Genomic DNA, 14,281 nt, shown 5'->3' on the forward strand with positions numbered 1-14,281 from the left:
GTTCATTACGTTGTGGCCCGGCTCAGGCGCCGTGCCGGCTTTGTGCCCACAGGTTGATGTCCGATTCGACGGCGAACTCGTCGATCGCTGTCAGCTCCTCGGAGCTGAATTCCAGGTTGCTGATGGCCTGGAGCGTGTCTTCGAGCTGCTTCACGCTGGACGCGCCAACCAGGGCGGACGTGACAGGCGAGCCCTTGGGCTGGTCCCGGAGGATCCAGGCAATGGCCATCTGAGCCAACGACTGCCCGCGGCCGGCGGCGATCTTGTTCAGCCCGCGGACCCGGTCCAGCTTGTCCTCGGTCAAGGCCGCCCCGGACAGGAATCGCTCCTTGGCCGCCCGCGAATCGGGCGGAACGCCGTCCAGGTAGCGGTCCGTGAGCATGCCCTGCGCCAGCGGTGAGAACGCGATGGAGCCCGCGCCCATCTGCTCCAGCGCCTCATAGAGATTCGGCGAGCCGTCCTCGGTCCAGCGGTTCAGCATGGAGTAGCTGGGCTGGTGGATCAGCAGCGGGGTGCCGAGGTCCTTCAGGATCCGGGCTGCCTCGAGGGTCTGTTCCGGCGTGTAGGAGGAGATGCCGGCGTACAGGGCCTTGCCGGAACGCACCGCGTGGTCCAAGGCGCCCATGGTTTCCTCGAGCGGCGTCTCAGGGTCCGGCCGGTGGCTGTAGAAGATATCCACGTAATCCAGGCCCATCCGCTGCAGCGACTGGTCGAGGCTGGAGATCAGGTACTTGCGGGAGCCCCACTCGCCGTACGGCCCGGGCCACATGTAGTAGCCGGCCTTGGTGGAGATGACCAGCTCGTCGCGGTACGGCTTGAAGTCGTCCTGCAGGTGCCGGCCGAAGTTGGTTTCGGCCGAGCCGTCCGGCGGCCCGTAGTTGTTGGCGAGGTCGAAATGGTTGACGCCGAGGTCGAATGCGCGGCGCAGGATGGCGCGCTGTTCATCAAAGCGCTTGTCGTCGCCGAAGTTGTGCCAGAGGCCCAGCGAGATCGCCGGAAGCTTCAGCCCGCTGCGTCCAACGCGGCGGTATGGCATGGTTTCGTAGCGGTTATCCGCAGCCAGATAAGTCATATGTTCCATCCTGCCAGCGTCCGGAGAGCCGCGGGGCGGGCGTCCAGCATCCGGTCACCGGAAGGACGCCCGCCCCGCACGCTCAGCCGGCAGTTCGGCCGCGAGCGCGTTCAGCCGCAAATGCGCTCAGTCACGGAAGACGGCAGCGCTCAGCGGCGGCAGCTCCACCCGCCCGCCGTCCATGCGGACGGCGTCGTCGGTGGCGAGCAGCAGCGTAGTTCCCGGCCGGTCCAGGCTGACCGGGCGGTCTGCGAAGTTCAGCACCACCTGCACGCCTCCGCGCCAGAACCGGAGCCAGCGGGCGTCGTCGTCGAACTCGACGGCGGTGTCCGCGAACCCTAGGCCTGCGAGTTCCGGCGTGGACCGCCGCAGCGCGATGAGCGAGCGGTGCAGCTCCAGCAGGCGGGCCTGATGGCCGGAGGAGGCCTCCGACCAGTCCAGTTTGGAGCGGGTGAAGGTCTCCGGATCCTGCGGATCGGGCACGACGGCGGGGTCCCACCCCATGCGCTCGAACTCCCGGATCCTGCCCTCCGCCGTGGCCTTGCCCAGCTCGGGCTCCGGATGCGAGGTGAAGAACTGCCACGGGGTGGTGGCCCCGTACTCCTCCCCCATGAACAGCATGGGCGTGAACGGACCCGTCAGGGTCAGCACCGCGGCCAGCGCCAGGCTGCCGTACGGCAATGACTGGGACAGCCGGTCCCCGGTGGCCCGGTTGCCGATCTGGTCGTGGTTCTGGGAGCAGACCACCAGCGCGGCCGGATGGACGGCACCGAAATTGATCGGCCGGCCGTGGCGGCGGCCGCGGAAGCTGGAGTAGCTGCCGTCGTGGAAGAACCCGTCACGCAGCACCTTGGCCAGGGCCCCGAGCGAATCGAAGTCACTGTAGTAGCCGGTGGTCTCCCCGCTGACGTTGACGTGCACGGCGTGGTGGAAGTCGTCGCTCCACTGGCCCGCGAGGCCGTAGCCGTTGACATCCCGGGGATACAGCAGCCGCGGATTGTTGAGGTCGGACTCGGCGATAAGGGTCAGCGGACGGCCGGCCTCGGCCGACACGGCGTCCGCCAGCGCGCCGAAGTCCTCCAGGATGTGGACGGCCCGCTCATCCTTCAGTGCGTGCACCGCGTCCAGGCGGAGGCCGTCCACCCGGTAGTCGCGGAGCCACATGGCCACGTTGTCCAGGATGTACTGGCGGACGTGGTCGGACCCCGGCCCGTCCAGGTTGACGGAGTCACCCCACGTGTTGCCTTCGCCGTGCTTAAGGTACGGGCCGAACCTGGGGAGGTAGTTCCCGCTCGGCCCGAGGTGGTTGTAGACCACGTCCTGGATGACGCCAAGGCCTGCCGCGTGGGCGGCGTCCACGAACCGCTGGTACGCGGCCGGCCCGCCGTAGCCTTCATGCACGGCGAACCACTGGACGCCGTCATAGCCCCAGTTGTGTGTGCCGTTGAACGCGTTGACCGGCAGCAGCTCAATGAAGTCGATGCCGAGCCCGGCAAGGTAGTCCAGCTTGCCCGCGGCCGCGTCCAGCGTCCCCTCGGGCGTGAAGGTCCCGATGTGGAGCTCATAGATGACCGAGCCCTGAAGCTCCTTGCCCTGCCACGCCGCGTCCTGCCAGCGGTGGGCGGCGGGGTCGAAGGTGCGGGACAGTGCGTGGACGCCTTCGGGCTGCCGGCGGGTCCGGGGGTCCGGAAGCGGGATTTCGTCGCCGTCGAGCAGGTATCCGTAGTCCACGTCCGCACCCACCGGTGCATCCGCAGCCGTCCACCAGCCGTCGTCCGCCGGCGCGTTGCCGGGACGGCGGGCCATCTCGTAGCGCTCCCCGCCGGCCAGCAGCGTCACCGAACCCGCCTCAGGGGCCCAGACATCGAAGCGCCCCGCTCCCTGCACAGGCTTGGCCGCCTCGTTGGCCTGGGCCGAAATGTTGGTCTGCGTCATGATTTGTCTCCTGTCGCGGGGACCATCAAGGCCACCGGGTAGGACTGGAAGATCTCTGACAGGGCCGCCGGTCCCGGCCCAAAGGTGGTGCCGGTCAGTTCGTCCGTCATGGCGGTTTCAAGCTCGACGGCGGTGTCCCGCCAGCCGCCCGACTGCTCCAGACCGTAGGGAAGCCGCGTGGCAAGCGTCAGCACTCCCCCGGCGCCGCGGTCGAACGCCAGCAGGTGCCCGGCAGCGGGGCCGCCGGCCTGCACGGGGCGGTAGCCGGTGAAGAGCTCCGGCCGGTCCCGGCGCAGCCGCAGCGCGCGCGACACGACCAGCAGCTTAGCCTGCTCGTCCCGGAAGGAGTCCGGACGGTGACCGGCGTCCAGCTGCTCCAGCGCCCTTATCCGCTCCTCGAAGCTGAACGGGCGCCGGTTGTCCGGATCCGTCAGCGACCGGTCCCAGAATTCGGTGCCCTGATACACGTCGGGCACACCCGGCATGGTCAGCTGGACGAGCTTTGCCGCGAGCGAGTTCGATGCCCCGTACGGTGCCAGCAGCTCCACAAGGGCCTCAAGTTCCGCACGCACCTCCGGATTGTCGAAGGCGGAGTCGACGGCGGCGGCCAGCTTCTCCTCGAAGACGGAATCGGGATCCGTCCAGGTGGTTGAGCTGCTGGCCTCACGGGCAGCCTTGAGGGCGTAGGCCTGCAGGCGTTCCCGGCTGGCGGGCCAGGCGCCGGCGATGGCCTGCCACAGCAGGGTGGAGAGCGGACCATCCGGCAGCGGGGCCAGGGTGTTAAGCCTGTCCAGGGCCTTCTCCCATTCGGGCGCGACCTCGGAGATGACCGAGATCCTAGCCCGGGTGTCCTCACTGCGCTTGGTGTCGTGCGTGCTCAGCGTGGTCATGGACAGCGGGAGTTCGGCCTGCCGGCGGGCCATCCGGGCGTGGAATTCCTCCGGCTCCAGCGAAAACTCGGTGGGGTCGGCGCCAACCTCGGTGAGGGTACCCAGCCGGTTGTAACGGAAGAACGCGGTGTCCTCCACGCCTTTGGCCATGACCATGCCCGAGGTCTGCTGGAACCGGCGGGAAATCTCGAGGTCGGTGTCCAGCAGCAGGGGCTGCAGGAGCTGAACGGACTGGTCCAGTTCGGGACGCCTGCGCGCGGCGAGCTCGCAGGCCTCCTTCAGGATGTCTGCGCCCTCCGGAAGATAGCTCCGGTACACCGGGAAAGCCGCGATGATCTCGCCGATCGCGTCCGCGGCGACGTCCAAGGAGATCCCGGTCTGCTCCGGCACGAGCCGGGCAAGGCGCAGAATTTCCGAGTGCAGGATGCCGTCCGTGATCCGGCGCTTGGTGCCCCGGATCATGTCCTCGTAGTCGGCCGGCTCGCCGCCGCGCAGCGTGGCGTCCAGCCGGTCCAGCGGCTCCTGCCCCCGCGGGTCCACGAAGACCCTGTCGACGTCCGCGAGAGCGTCATAGCCGGTGGTGCCCTCGCACTCGAAGCTGGCCGGCAGCTGCTCGCCCGGCTCGAGGATCTTCTCGATGAGCAGGTACGCGCCCCCGGTGGCCTCGCGGAGCCGTTCCAAGTACCCCCCGGGATCGGCAAGGCCGTCCGGATGGTCGATCCGCAGCCCGTCGGCGAGATCCTCACGGAACCAGCGCACCACTTCCTGGTGCGCCTCATCGAAAACGGCGGGCACCTCGACGCGGATGGCGGCCAGGGTGTTCACCGCGAAGAACCGGCGGTAGTTGAGCTCGTTGTCCGCACGCCTCCAGCCGATGAGTTCGTAATGCTGCCGGCCGTGAACCTCCCGCGGGGAGTCGCCGTCCCGGTAGCTGCCCTCGGCCAACGGGAAGCGGTGATCGTAGTACCGCAGCTCGCCGTCCTTGATCTCGAGCTGGTCCAGATCGTCGTCGCTGCCCAGGACAGGAATCCGGATGCGGCCACCGGCAAGATCCCAGTCGACGTCGAACGCCTCGGCGTAGCGGGACCCGCGCCCCTCCTTGAGCAAGGACCACCACCACGGGTTCTGCGGCGGCGACGCCACCCCCACGTGGTTCGGCACGATGTCGATCAGCACGCCCATGCCCGCAGCACGCGCGGCCTTGGACACGGCGGCAAGCCCCTCCGGGCCGCCGCGCTCCGGGTCCACCACGGCGGGATCGGTGACGTCGTAGCCGTGGTCGGAGCCGCTCTCCGCCTTCAGGATGGGCGACAGGTAGACCCAGTCCACCCCGAGCGACTTCAGGTAAGGCACGGTCTCCGCAGCATCAAACAGCGTGAATCCCTGCCTGATCTGCAGCCGGTACGTCGAGGCGGGAGTCTTCATGAGCCCGTCCCGCCGCCCTGCTTGCCCGGCCGCCGCCTCGCGGGCTTTGACGCCGGCTTTACGGCCGGCTTCGTCCCTGCCTCCCCTTCCGGTTTGGCCACCGCAGTCTCCTCCGGCTGGACCGGCGCCTTCTCATTCGGCGCCGCAGTCTCCTCCGGCTCGGCCGCCGCAGACTCCTCCGGCTGGCCCACCGCAGTCTCCTCCGGCTCCACCGCGGCCTTCTCTTCAGGCTTCGCTGCGACCTTCTTGGTGTTCTTCGGCTCCGGAATGACAGGTGCCGTAAGCGCCGCGGTTTCGGCCGTCGCCGTCTGAGTCAGCGCCGCGAGGGAGGCCGCCACCGAGTGGTCCGGTTCCTCCTCCGGCGCGCTGTGGGCACGCAGCACCACGAGTGATTTCGCTGCCACCGTGAGCTTGCCGCCGGCCTGGACGGGTTCGGAATCGGCACCCGCGCCGGCGGTGTCGATGATGACGTCCCAGGCCGGGGCGTATTCATCTGACGGGAGCCTAAACACGACGTCGCCGTCGTGGGCGTTGAAGTACAGCACGAAGTTGACATCCTGGATGCGGCGCCCGCGGTTGTCCTTGCCCTGGATGCCGTCACCGTTCAGGAAGACACCCACGGACCGGCCGAAGCCGCTGTCCCAGTCCTCCGGCTGCATGGTGTTGCCGTCCGGATCCAGCCATTCGATGTCCGGCAAGCGCTCGCCCTCACCGCGGCGGACAGGCCGGCCGTCGAAGAAGCGGCTGCGGCGGAACGTGGGGTGCTTGGCGCGGAGCGAGTTGACAGCGGCCGTGAACTCGATCAGCGGCTGGTCCACGTTGTCCCAGTTGATCCAGGTCAGTTCGGAGTCCTGGCAGTAGCCGTTGTTGTTTCCGCGCTGGGTGCGGCCCAGCTCGTCGCCGTGCAGGAGCATGGGCACGCCCTGCGACAGGAGCAGCGACGCGATGAAGTTCCGCTGCTGCCGGGCGCGCAGTCCCAGCACCGTGGGGTCGTCCGTGGGCCCCTCGGTTCCGCAGTTCCATGACCGGTTGTGCGATTCGCCGTCGTTGTTGCCTTCGCCGTTGGCGTCGTTGTGCTTCTCGTTGTACGAGACCAGGTCCGCCAGGGTGAAGCCGTCGTGCGCCGTCACGAAGTTGATGGAGGCAACCGGGCGGCGGCCGGAGTGCTCGTAGAGGTCGGCGGAGCCGGTGATCCGCGAGGCGAATTCGCCCAGCGTGGCTGGCTCACCGCGCCAGAAGTCACGGACGGTGTCGCGGTACTTTCCGTTCCACTCCGTCCACTGCGGCGGGAAGTTGCCCACCTGGTAGCCGCCGGGACCGACGTCCCACGGCTCCGCGATGAGCTTCACCTGCGAGACGACAGGGTCCTGCTGGATGAGTTCGAAGAAGGTGGACAGTTTGTCGACGTCGTAGAACTCGCGGGCCAGCGTGGACGCGAGGTCAAAGCGGAACCCGTCCACGTGCATCTCGGTCACCCAGTAGCGCAGGGAATCCATGAGCAGCTGCAGGGAATGCGGCTGGCGGACGTTCAAGGAGTTTCCGGTGCCCGTGTAGTCCATGTAGTGCTTCTCGTCGCCGTCCATCAGACGGTAATAGGCGGCGTTGTCGATGCCCTTGAATGACAGCGTGGGCCCGAGGTGGTTGCCCTCTGCCGTGTGGTTGTAGACGACGTCGAGGATGACTTCGATGCCGGCGCGGTGGAGCGAGCGGACCATGGCCTTGAAGTCCTGGACCTGCTGGCCGGTGTCCCCGGTGGAGCTGTAGCTGTTGTGCGGGGCAAAGAAGCCGATGGTGTTGTAGCCCCAGTAGTTGTTCAGGCCCTTGTCCTCAAGGATGCCGTCGTTGACGAACTGGTGCACCGGCATGAGCTCAATTGCGGTGATGCCGAGCTTCTTCAGGTGGGAGATGACCGAGGGGTGGGCCACGCCGGCGTAGGTGCCGCGCTGTTCCTCGGGGATCTCGGGGTGGAGCTGCGTCAGGCCCTTGACATGGGCCTCGTAAATCACCGACTGGTGGTACGGGATCCGCGGGAGGTGGTCGCCGTCCCAGTCGAAGAACGGGTTGATGACCACGCCCATCATCATGTGGGGCGCCGAGTCCTTGTCATTGCGGGAGTCGGGGTCGCCCATGTTGTAGGAGAACAGGGCGGGATCCCAGTCGATCTGGCCGTGCACTGCCTTGGCGTACGGGTCCAGGAGGAGCTTGTTCGGGTTGAAGCGGTTGCCCGAGGAGGGGTCATAGGGGCCGTGTACGCGGTAGCCGTACTTCTGGCCGGGCTGCACCTGCGGCAGGTAACAGTGCCACACGTAGCCGTCCACTTCCCCAACGGGGACCCTGGTTTCGGTGCCGTCTTCCTCGAAGAGGCACAGCTCGACCTTTTCTGCCCTTTCGCTGAACAGTGCGAAGTTGGTTCCGGTTCCGTCGAAGGTGGCGCCTAGGGGGTACGCCGATCCGGGCCAGATTTCCATTCGTGCTCCTATTACGTTGTCCAACAGATAGTCCGGCAGGCATTCGCACACCACCAGCAGGAACTTGGTCTTACCGTAGCGGGTGGGTGTGACTATTACGATTTCCCGGCCGCTGATTACTAAGCGTGCTGACTATATCCCAAATTCCGGGTACTGCGTTCGCGATACGCCCCGCGGTCAGCGGCGCGTCGCCCGAGGCGGCCGCTCCGGCCCGGGCATGAAGGCTCGCCGCCATGGCGGCAATTGCCGCCCACCGCTCCTCCGGATCGATGCCAGCGGCACGGAAGCGTCCGACGTCGGACCCCACCTGCGCTAGCAGCGCACCGATGACGCCGGCCAGCACGTCGCCGCTGCCAGCGGTGGCCAGCCAGGGGGTGCCTTCAGCCTGGCTGTAGAAGTCCTGGTAGGGCGAGGCCACCAGCGTGGTGGCGCCTTTGAGCAGCACTGTGGCCTCCGTGAGGCCCGCCGCCTGGCGGGCCGCCGCGAGAGTGGACGCCTCCACCGCGGCCCGGTCCTGCCCGGCTCCGAGGCGCGTCAGCAGTGTTGCCAGCTCGCCGGCGTGCGGGGTCAGAATGACCTGCGGGGCCAGCACATCCGGGAGCACGGGCAGCGCGCCGGCGTCCGCCACGGTGGGCAGCCCCGAATCCGCGGCGTCTCGGACCCGCTGCATCTGTTCATCGTCCGAGCCGTCCATGCCGGAGCCCACGAGCCAGGCCTGCACGTGCGTCTCGGCCACCGTCCCGGAACTGCACACCACTTCGGGGCAGCTTTGCCGGATGAGGTCGGCGACGTCAGGCGGGCCAAGGTACCGCACCATGCCCACGCCCGCGGCCAGTGCCCCCTGGCAGGCGAGCACGGCGGCGCCGGGATACGCCGGGGAGCCCGCCACCACGCCAAGGACGCCGCGGGAATACTTGTGTGAGCGGCGCCCGGGCCTGGGGAGCAGGGAGGCGAGGTCGGAAGCCTCCAGCCGCCGCAGCGCCGGCCAGGGAAGCCCTTCCTCGATCCCGATCGGGACAGTGTGGACCCGTCCGGCGAAGTCGGCACCGGGGTCCGCCAGCAGGCCGGCCTTGGCGCCGCCAAACGTGACGGTGAGATCGGCCGGCAGCACAGGGTCCGCTGCTTCGCCGGTATCGGAATTCACGCCGCTCGGAACGTCGCAGGCCACCACGAGGCCGCGGTTTCCGCGGGCAAGAAGGGCAACGAGTTCGGCGGCGGCTCCGCGGAGGCCGCCCTGCGCCCCGGTTCCCAGCAGGGCGTCAATGACGACGTCGGCCCTCCCGGCCAGCGCCGCCAGCTCACCGGCCTTTGCCTCGGTCAGGGTGTGGACCCGGCCCCCTGCCCGCTCAAACGCGGCCAGAGCGTCGGGATGGGCACTGCCCGAGGCGAGGACCGCCGTCGTACGCATGCCCCGTCCGGCGAGCTGCGCGGCGGCGTAAAGGCCGTCCCCGCCGTTGTTCCCCTTGCCGGCAAGCACCGCGACACTGGAGCCGTAGAGGCGCCGGCCGCGGGAGCGCAGCTCCTTGATGACCGCGTTGGCCAGGCCGTGGGCCGCCCGCTGCATAAGAACAGCGCCCATACCTGAATCCAGTAAAGGCTTTTCAGCCTCGCGTATCTGGGTTCCGGTATAGGCGCTGATCATTCAGTGCAGTCCGTTCGGTATCAGCCCTCGGCCAGGACGGTGGCGGTGGCGATGCCGCCGTCGTGGCTCATGGACAGGTGCCAGCGTTTGACGCCCTTGGCGTCGGCCACCGCCAGTACCGTTCCCTTGACCTGGATGGTGGGGCCGTTCTGGTCCAGTCCGATCCAGCAGTCCTGCCAGTTCATGCCCGCGGGGGCACCAAGAACCTTCGCAACCGCCTCCTTGGCGGCAAACCGCGCAGCGAGGGAGCGGGTGTTCAATTCGCGCTCGGCCGGGACGAACAGCCTGTCGCGCAGCCCGGGGGTGCGCTCCAGCTGCCTGCCGAACCGTTCAATGTCCACAACGTCTACACCTATGCCAACGATCATGGGCTTACTCTACGGTGACGCTCTTGGCCAGGTTGCGTGGCTGGTCCACGTCGTATCCCTTGGCCGTGGCGAGTGCGAGGGCGAAGATCTGCAGCGGCACGGTGGCCAGCAGCGGCGCGAGGAGGGTGGGGGTCTCCGGGATGTAGAAGACGTGCTCGGCGTAGGCCTTCACGGCCTCGTCGCCTTCCTCGGCGATCACGATGGTCTTCGCGCCGCGGGCCCGGACTTCCTGGATGTTCGAGACGACCTTGGAGTGCAGCGAATCGCGTCCGCGCGGGGATGGGACCACCACGAACACCGGCTGGCCTTCCTCGATCAGGGCGATGGGGCCGTGCTTGAGCTCGCCGGCGGCGAAGCCCTCGGCGTGGATGTAAGCGAGCTCCTTGAGCTTGAGCGCGCCTTCCATGGCCACCGGGAACCCGACGTGCCGGCCCAGGAACAGCACGGACTTCGCGTCCGCCATGGCCTCGCCGAGCTCCTTGATCTGGCCCTCGTTGTCCAGGATCCGCTGGATCTTGGCCGGGATCTTGGCCAGGTCCGCGAGGATGTCTTTGATCTCGCCCTGGAACTTGTTCCCGCGCAGCTGCGCCAGGTACAGGCCCAGCAGGTATGCGGCCGTGATCTGGGCCAGGAACGCCTTGGTGGACGCCACCGCGATTTCCGGGCCGGCGTGCGTGTACAGCACGGCGTCGGACTCCCGCGGGATCGTGGAACCGTTGGTGTTGCAGATGGACACCGTCTTGGCGCCCTGTTCCTTCGCGTACCGGACCGCCATCAGCGTGTCCATGGTCTCCCCGGACTGGGAGATCGACACGATCAGGGTGTTCGCGTCCACGATCGGGTCGCGGTAACGGAACTCGTGGGAGAGCTCCACCTCGGTGGGGATCCGGCACCAGTGTTCGATCGCGTACTTCGCGACCTGCCCGGCATACGCGGACGTCCCGCATGCCAGGACGATGATCTTGTCCACGCTCTTGAGCAGCGCCGGGTCGATCCGGAGCTCGTCCAGGGTCAGCTTCCCGTGGATGTCCGAGCGCCCCAGCAGGGTCTGGCCCACGGCGTCGGGCTGGTCATGGATTTCCTTCTCCATGAACGACGGGAAGCCGCCCTTCTCGGCCGACTCCGGATCCCAGTTCACGTGGTATTCCTTGCCCTCGGCGGGGGCGCCGAAGAAATCGGTGATCGTCACCGAATCCGCGGTGATGGTCACGATCTGGTCCTGGCCCAGCTCCACCGCGCGGCGGGTGTAGTCGATGAACCCGGACACGTCCGAGCCCAGGAAGTTCTCGCCCTCGCCCAGGCCGACCACCAGGGGCGAGTTCCGGCGCGCGGCCACGACGACGTCGGGCTGGTCAGCGTGCACCGCGAGCAGCGTGAACGCGCCCTCGAGCCGCTGGCAGGCCAGCTCCATCGCCCGGGTCAGGCCGCCGTCGGAAACGTCGCCGCCGAGCTTGTTCCGGAAGATGTCGCCCAGCAGGGCCGCGGCGACCTCGGTATCGGTCTCGGAGGCGAACTCCACGCCCTTGGCCACGAGCTCGAGCTTGAGCTCAGCGAAATTTTCAATGATGCCGTTGTGGATCAGCGCCAGCTTCCCGCCGTCAGACAGGTGCGGGTGCGCGTTCTGATCCGTCGGGCCGCCGTGCGTGGCCCACCGCGTGTGACCGATCCCGGTCAGCGACTCCGGCAACGGCCGCGCGTCCAGCTCAGCGAGCAGATTGCTCAGCTTCCCGGACTTCTTTCGCGAGGAAATCTCCCCGTCCGCCACCACCGCGATACCCGCGGAGTCATAGCCCCGGTACTCCAGGCGGCGCAGACCTTCAAGAACAACATCCAGCGCAGTGTGCCCGGCATCAGCCCGGCCCGACGTACGCCCTACATAACCCACGATTCCACACATGGGTATAAGCCTAACCGGCTTTGAGGAGGAAGGACGTCGGACGAACGCGCCCGCACGGGTACCCGCGAGCGCCGGAGTGGGGCAGAGGAGGTGCCGTTCGCCCCCGAATCCGCACGTCATCAGGGACTTTGCTTGCTGCCCGCATTTCGCTCTCAGCCTTGCGAGGGGCAGAATCTCTAGGGTGACTTCGCAACGCAATGAAGCGAACGGTGAGGGTGTCTCGCCGTTCGTGGAGCTGGACAGGCAGACCTGGTCCCGGCTCGCAGCCCAGATGGAGCAGCCCCTTAATGAAGAGGATGTGCTGCGCCTTCGTGGGCTCGGTGACCCCCTGGACCTGAAAGAGGTCCGCGAGGTCTACCTGCCGCTGTCACGGCTGCTGCACCTCTATGTGGAGGCCGCCGGCCAGCTGCACGCGGCCACCACCACGTTCCTAGGGGAGCAGACCCAGCGCACGCCGTTCGTCATCGGCGTGGCGGGTTCGGTAGCGGTGGGCAAGTCCACCATTGCCCGTGTGCTCCGCGAGATGCTGCGGCGCTGGCCGGGCACCCCCAACGTTGAACTGATCACCACCGACGGTTTCCTGTACCCGCTGGCTGAACTCAAGCGCCGCCAGCTGCTCGAACGCAAAGGCTTCCCGGAATCCTACGACCGGCGGGCGCTGCTGCGTTTTGTGAGCGAAATCAAGGGCGGCGCCGAGGAAGTCCGCGCCCCCTGGTACTCCCACGTCACGTATGACATCGTCCCGGGCAAGGAAGTGGTGGTCCGCCGCCCGGACGTCCTCATCGTCGAGGGTCTGAACGTCCTTGCCCCCGCGCGCCCCCGGCACGACGGCCGCCAGGGCCTGGCGGTGAGCGACTTCTTCGACTTCTCCATCTACGTGGACGCCAAAACCTCCAACATCGAGGAGTGGTACGTGGACCGGTTCCGGAAGCTCCGCTCCACCGCGTTCGCGCAGCCGGAGTCGTACTTCCACCGCTACGCGACGCTCTCCGACGAAGAGGCCGAAGTCACGGCCCGCGACATCTGGAAGCGGATCAACGAGCCCAACCTGGAAGAGAATGTGCTGCCCACGAGGGGACGGGCCCAGCTGGTCCTCACCAAGGACGCCGATCATTCCATCCGCAGGATGCTGCTGAGGAAGGTGTAGCACACGTGTGCTACGACTGCTCCCCCCGCCAGGACCCGGCGCCTCTCCAACCGCCGCCCAGCCGCCGGGCCATAGCCAAGCTGCTGGCCGCGGGCGCCGGGCTGTCGGCGCTGGCCGCGTGCACGCCGGAAGGTCCGCGCCCTGCATCCTCCGCGACTGGCGGAACGGCCCCCGCCTCAGCCACCGGTTCAGGCTCCGCGCGCGCTGCGCCGGGTTCGCCGTCGGCGTCGCCGTCCGGGCCGTCGGCCCCGGCGTCCAGGCCGACGTCGGGCTCCCCCACCGGGTCCGCGTCAGCACCGCCATCGTCCGCGTCACCGGCAGCCTCCCCTGCGACGGCAGCGCCAGCGCCGCCGTCGGCCGCTTCCAGGCTGCCCAAGCAGTTCTCCCTGACCAACCCCGCCAGCCCCTGGCTGGTGGTCAACAAACACCGCCCGCTGAAGCCGGCCAACTACGTCCCGGCGGATCTGGTACAGCCGCGCGTCGCACTTGCCGTTTCCGGCGAGGCAGCACTGCTGAACCGCACGACGGCGGCTGCCGCGGAACGGATGTTTAAGGCGGCAGCGGCTGCGGGCGTGACCATGACGCTGGCGAGCGGATACCGCTCCCATGCGACCCAGACCGCCACGTACAACAGCTATGTCAGTGCCCGGGGGCAGGCCGCAGCGGACACCGCCTCCGCGCGGCCCGGCTACTCCGAGCACCAGACCGGGTGGGCGTTCGACATCGGCGACGGCGGCGGCGCCTGCAGCTTCCAGCCGTGCTTTGCCGAGCAGCCGGCCGCAGTTTGGGCCAAGGCCAATGCCCACCGGTTCGGCTTCGTGGTGCGTTATCCGTGGATGCTGCATCCCATCACCGGGTATTACTACGAGTCCTGGCACCTGCGCTACATCGGGGTCGAGGCGGCCGCGGACATGAAGAAGCGCGGCATCGGCACCCTTGAAGAGTATTTCGGCCTGAAGGCCGCACCGGGCTATCCCTGACGGTCTGACCGGCACGCCGGGGCCGGTGCGGTAGTTTTGGTGCCATGCTTACTGGATTCAAAAAGTTCATTCTCAAAGGCAATGTCATTGACCTGGCAGTGGCGGTTGTCATCGGCGCGGCATTCAGCGCGGTGGTGGACGCCCTGGTGAAGAGCGTCATGATGCCGCTGATTTCGTTGCTGGTGGGAGAGCCCAACTTCGACGATTTCCTGGCGTTTGGGGACGTCCGGTTCGGCGTCTTCCTGACGGCAGTGGTCAACTTCCTGCTGGTCGCCGCGGCGATTTACTTCGTCATCATCACGCCGATGAACCGGCTCATCGAACACCGGAACCGCAAACTGGGCATTGGCCAGGAAGTGACGAAGGAAGCCGCCGAAGACCCGCAGATCGCCCTGCTCAAGGAAATCCGGGACGAGCTCCGCAACCAGACCGCCAGGTAGCCTCGCTGATACAAAAA

The 14,281-nt window shown here is 67.7% G+C and carries 10 protein-coding genes; 3 read left to right on the forward strand and 7 right to left on the reverse strand.

All coding sequences use genetic code 11. From position 1 onward, the window contains the following. Positions 1–22 precede the first annotated feature (22 nt). The 7 genes from mgrA to glmS all read right to left on the reverse strand — a co-directional run bounded on the left by mgrA (position 23) and on the right by glmS (position 11,697). A complete protein-coding gene (gene mgrA, locus CXQ90_RS02270; protein ID WP_104136628.1) occupies positions 23–1,072 on the reverse strand; it encodes an L-glyceraldehyde 3-phosphate reductase in 1,050 nt (349 codons plus the stop codon). A gap of 126 nt (positions 1,073–1,198) precedes the next feature. Then, on the reverse strand, positions 1,199–3,007 hold the full coding sequence (gene treZ, locus CXQ90_RS02275; RefSeq protein ID WP_104136629.1) for a malto-oligosyltrehalose trehalohydrolase: 1,809 nt from the start codon (positions 3,005–3,007) through the stop codon (positions 1,199–1,201). Further along, the gene (gene treY / locus CXQ90_RS02280) at positions 3,004–5,322 is read right to left on the reverse strand and encodes a malto-oligosyltrehalose synthase (protein WP_104136631.1); all 2,319 of its coding nucleotides are present in this window, start codon (positions 5,320–5,322) and stop codon (positions 3,004–3,006) included. Before treY ends, treZ begins: the two co-directional genes overlap by 4 nt. After that, entirely contained in the window at positions 5,319–7,790 is a 2,472-nt protein-coding gene (gene glgX / locus CXQ90_RS02285; RefSeq protein WP_258064322.1) for a glycogen debranching protein GlgX, read from the reverse strand. Before glgX ends, treY begins: the two co-directional genes overlap by 4 nt. Before the next feature lie 70 nt (positions 7,791–7,860). Then, entirely contained in the window at positions 7,861–9,432 is a 1,572-nt protein-coding gene (locus CXQ90_RS02290) for an NAD(P)H-hydrate epimerase (protein WP_104136632.1), read from the reverse strand. Between the two features lie 20 nt (positions 9,433–9,452). Beyond that, positions 9,453–9,800 (reverse strand): holo-ACP synthase, encoded by a 348-nt coding sequence (locus tag CXQ90_RS02295; RefSeq protein WP_104136634.1) that lies wholly within the window; start codon positions 9,798–9,800, stop codon positions 9,453–9,455. A 4-nt stretch (positions 9,801–9,804) separates the two neighbouring features. Then, on the reverse strand, positions 9,805–11,697 hold the full coding sequence (glmS, locus tag CXQ90_RS02300; RefSeq protein ID WP_104136635.1) for a glutamine--fructose-6-phosphate transaminase (isomerizing): 1,893 nt from the start codon (positions 11,695–11,697) through the stop codon (positions 9,805–9,807). A gap of 181 nt (positions 11,698–11,878) precedes the next feature. Between glmS and coaA the strand changes: the two genes are divergently transcribed. The 3 genes from coaA to mscL are packed head-to-tail and all read left to right on the forward strand — an operon-like array spanning position 11,879 to position 14,264. After that, positions 11,879–12,844: a type I pantothenate kinase gene (gene coaA / locus CXQ90_RS02305; protein WP_104136637.1), complete on the forward strand. Its 966-nt coding sequence runs from the start codon at positions 11,879–11,881 to the stop codon at positions 12,842–12,844. A gap of 5 nt (positions 12,845–12,849) precedes the next feature. Continuing rightward, the gene (locus CXQ90_RS02310; RefSeq protein ID WP_104136638.1) at positions 12,850–13,824 is read left to right on the forward strand and encodes a D-alanyl-D-alanine carboxypeptidase family protein; all 975 of its coding nucleotides are present in this window, start codon (positions 12,850–12,852) and stop codon (positions 13,822–13,824) included. 44 nt (positions 13,825–13,868) lie between these two features. Then, entirely contained in the window at positions 13,869–14,264 is a 396-nt protein-coding gene (gene mscL / locus CXQ90_RS02315; RefSeq protein WP_104136640.1) for a large conductance mechanosensitive channel protein MscL, read from the forward strand. The last annotated feature ends 17 nt before the right edge of the window (positions 14,265–14,281 follow it).

The sequence above is a fragment of the Arthrobacter sp. ZGTC131 genome (assembly GCF_002929275.1).
Taxonomy (GTDB): Bacteria; Actinomycetota; Actinomycetes; order Actinomycetales; family Micrococcaceae; genus Arthrobacter.

Excerpts from the sequence above, each read along its gene's own strand:
- mgrA (WP_104136628.1), bottom strand. The coding sequence starts at position 1,072 with ATGACTTATCTGGCTGCGGATAACCGCTACGAAACCATGCCATACCGC.
- treZ (WP_104136629.1), bottom strand. The coding sequence starts at position 3,007 with ATGACGCAGACCAACATTTCGGCCCAGGCCAACGAGGCGGCCAAGCCT.
- treY (WP_104136631.1), bottom strand. The coding sequence starts at position 5,322 with ATGAAGACTCCCGCCTCGACGTACCGGCTGCAGATCAGGCAGGGATTC.
- glgX (WP_258064322.1), bottom strand. The coding sequence starts at position 7,790 with ATGGAAATCTGGCCCGGATCGGCGTACCCCCTAGGCGCCACCTTCGAC.
- CXQ90_RS02290 (WP_104136632.1), bottom strand. The coding sequence starts at position 9,432 with ATGATCAGCGCCTATACCGGAACCCAGATACGCGAGGCTGAAAAGCCT.
- CXQ90_RS02295 (WP_104136634.1), bottom strand. The coding sequence starts at position 9,800 with ATGATCGTTGGCATAGGTGTAGACGTTGTGGACATTGAACGGTTCGGC.
- glmS (WP_104136635.1), bottom strand. The coding sequence starts at position 11,697 with ATGTGTGGAATCGTGGGTTATGTAGGGCGTACGTCGGGCCGGGCTGAT.
- mscL (WP_104136640.1), top strand. The coding sequence starts at position 13,869 with ATGCTTACTGGATTCAAAAAGTTCATTCTCAAAGGCAATGTCATTGAC.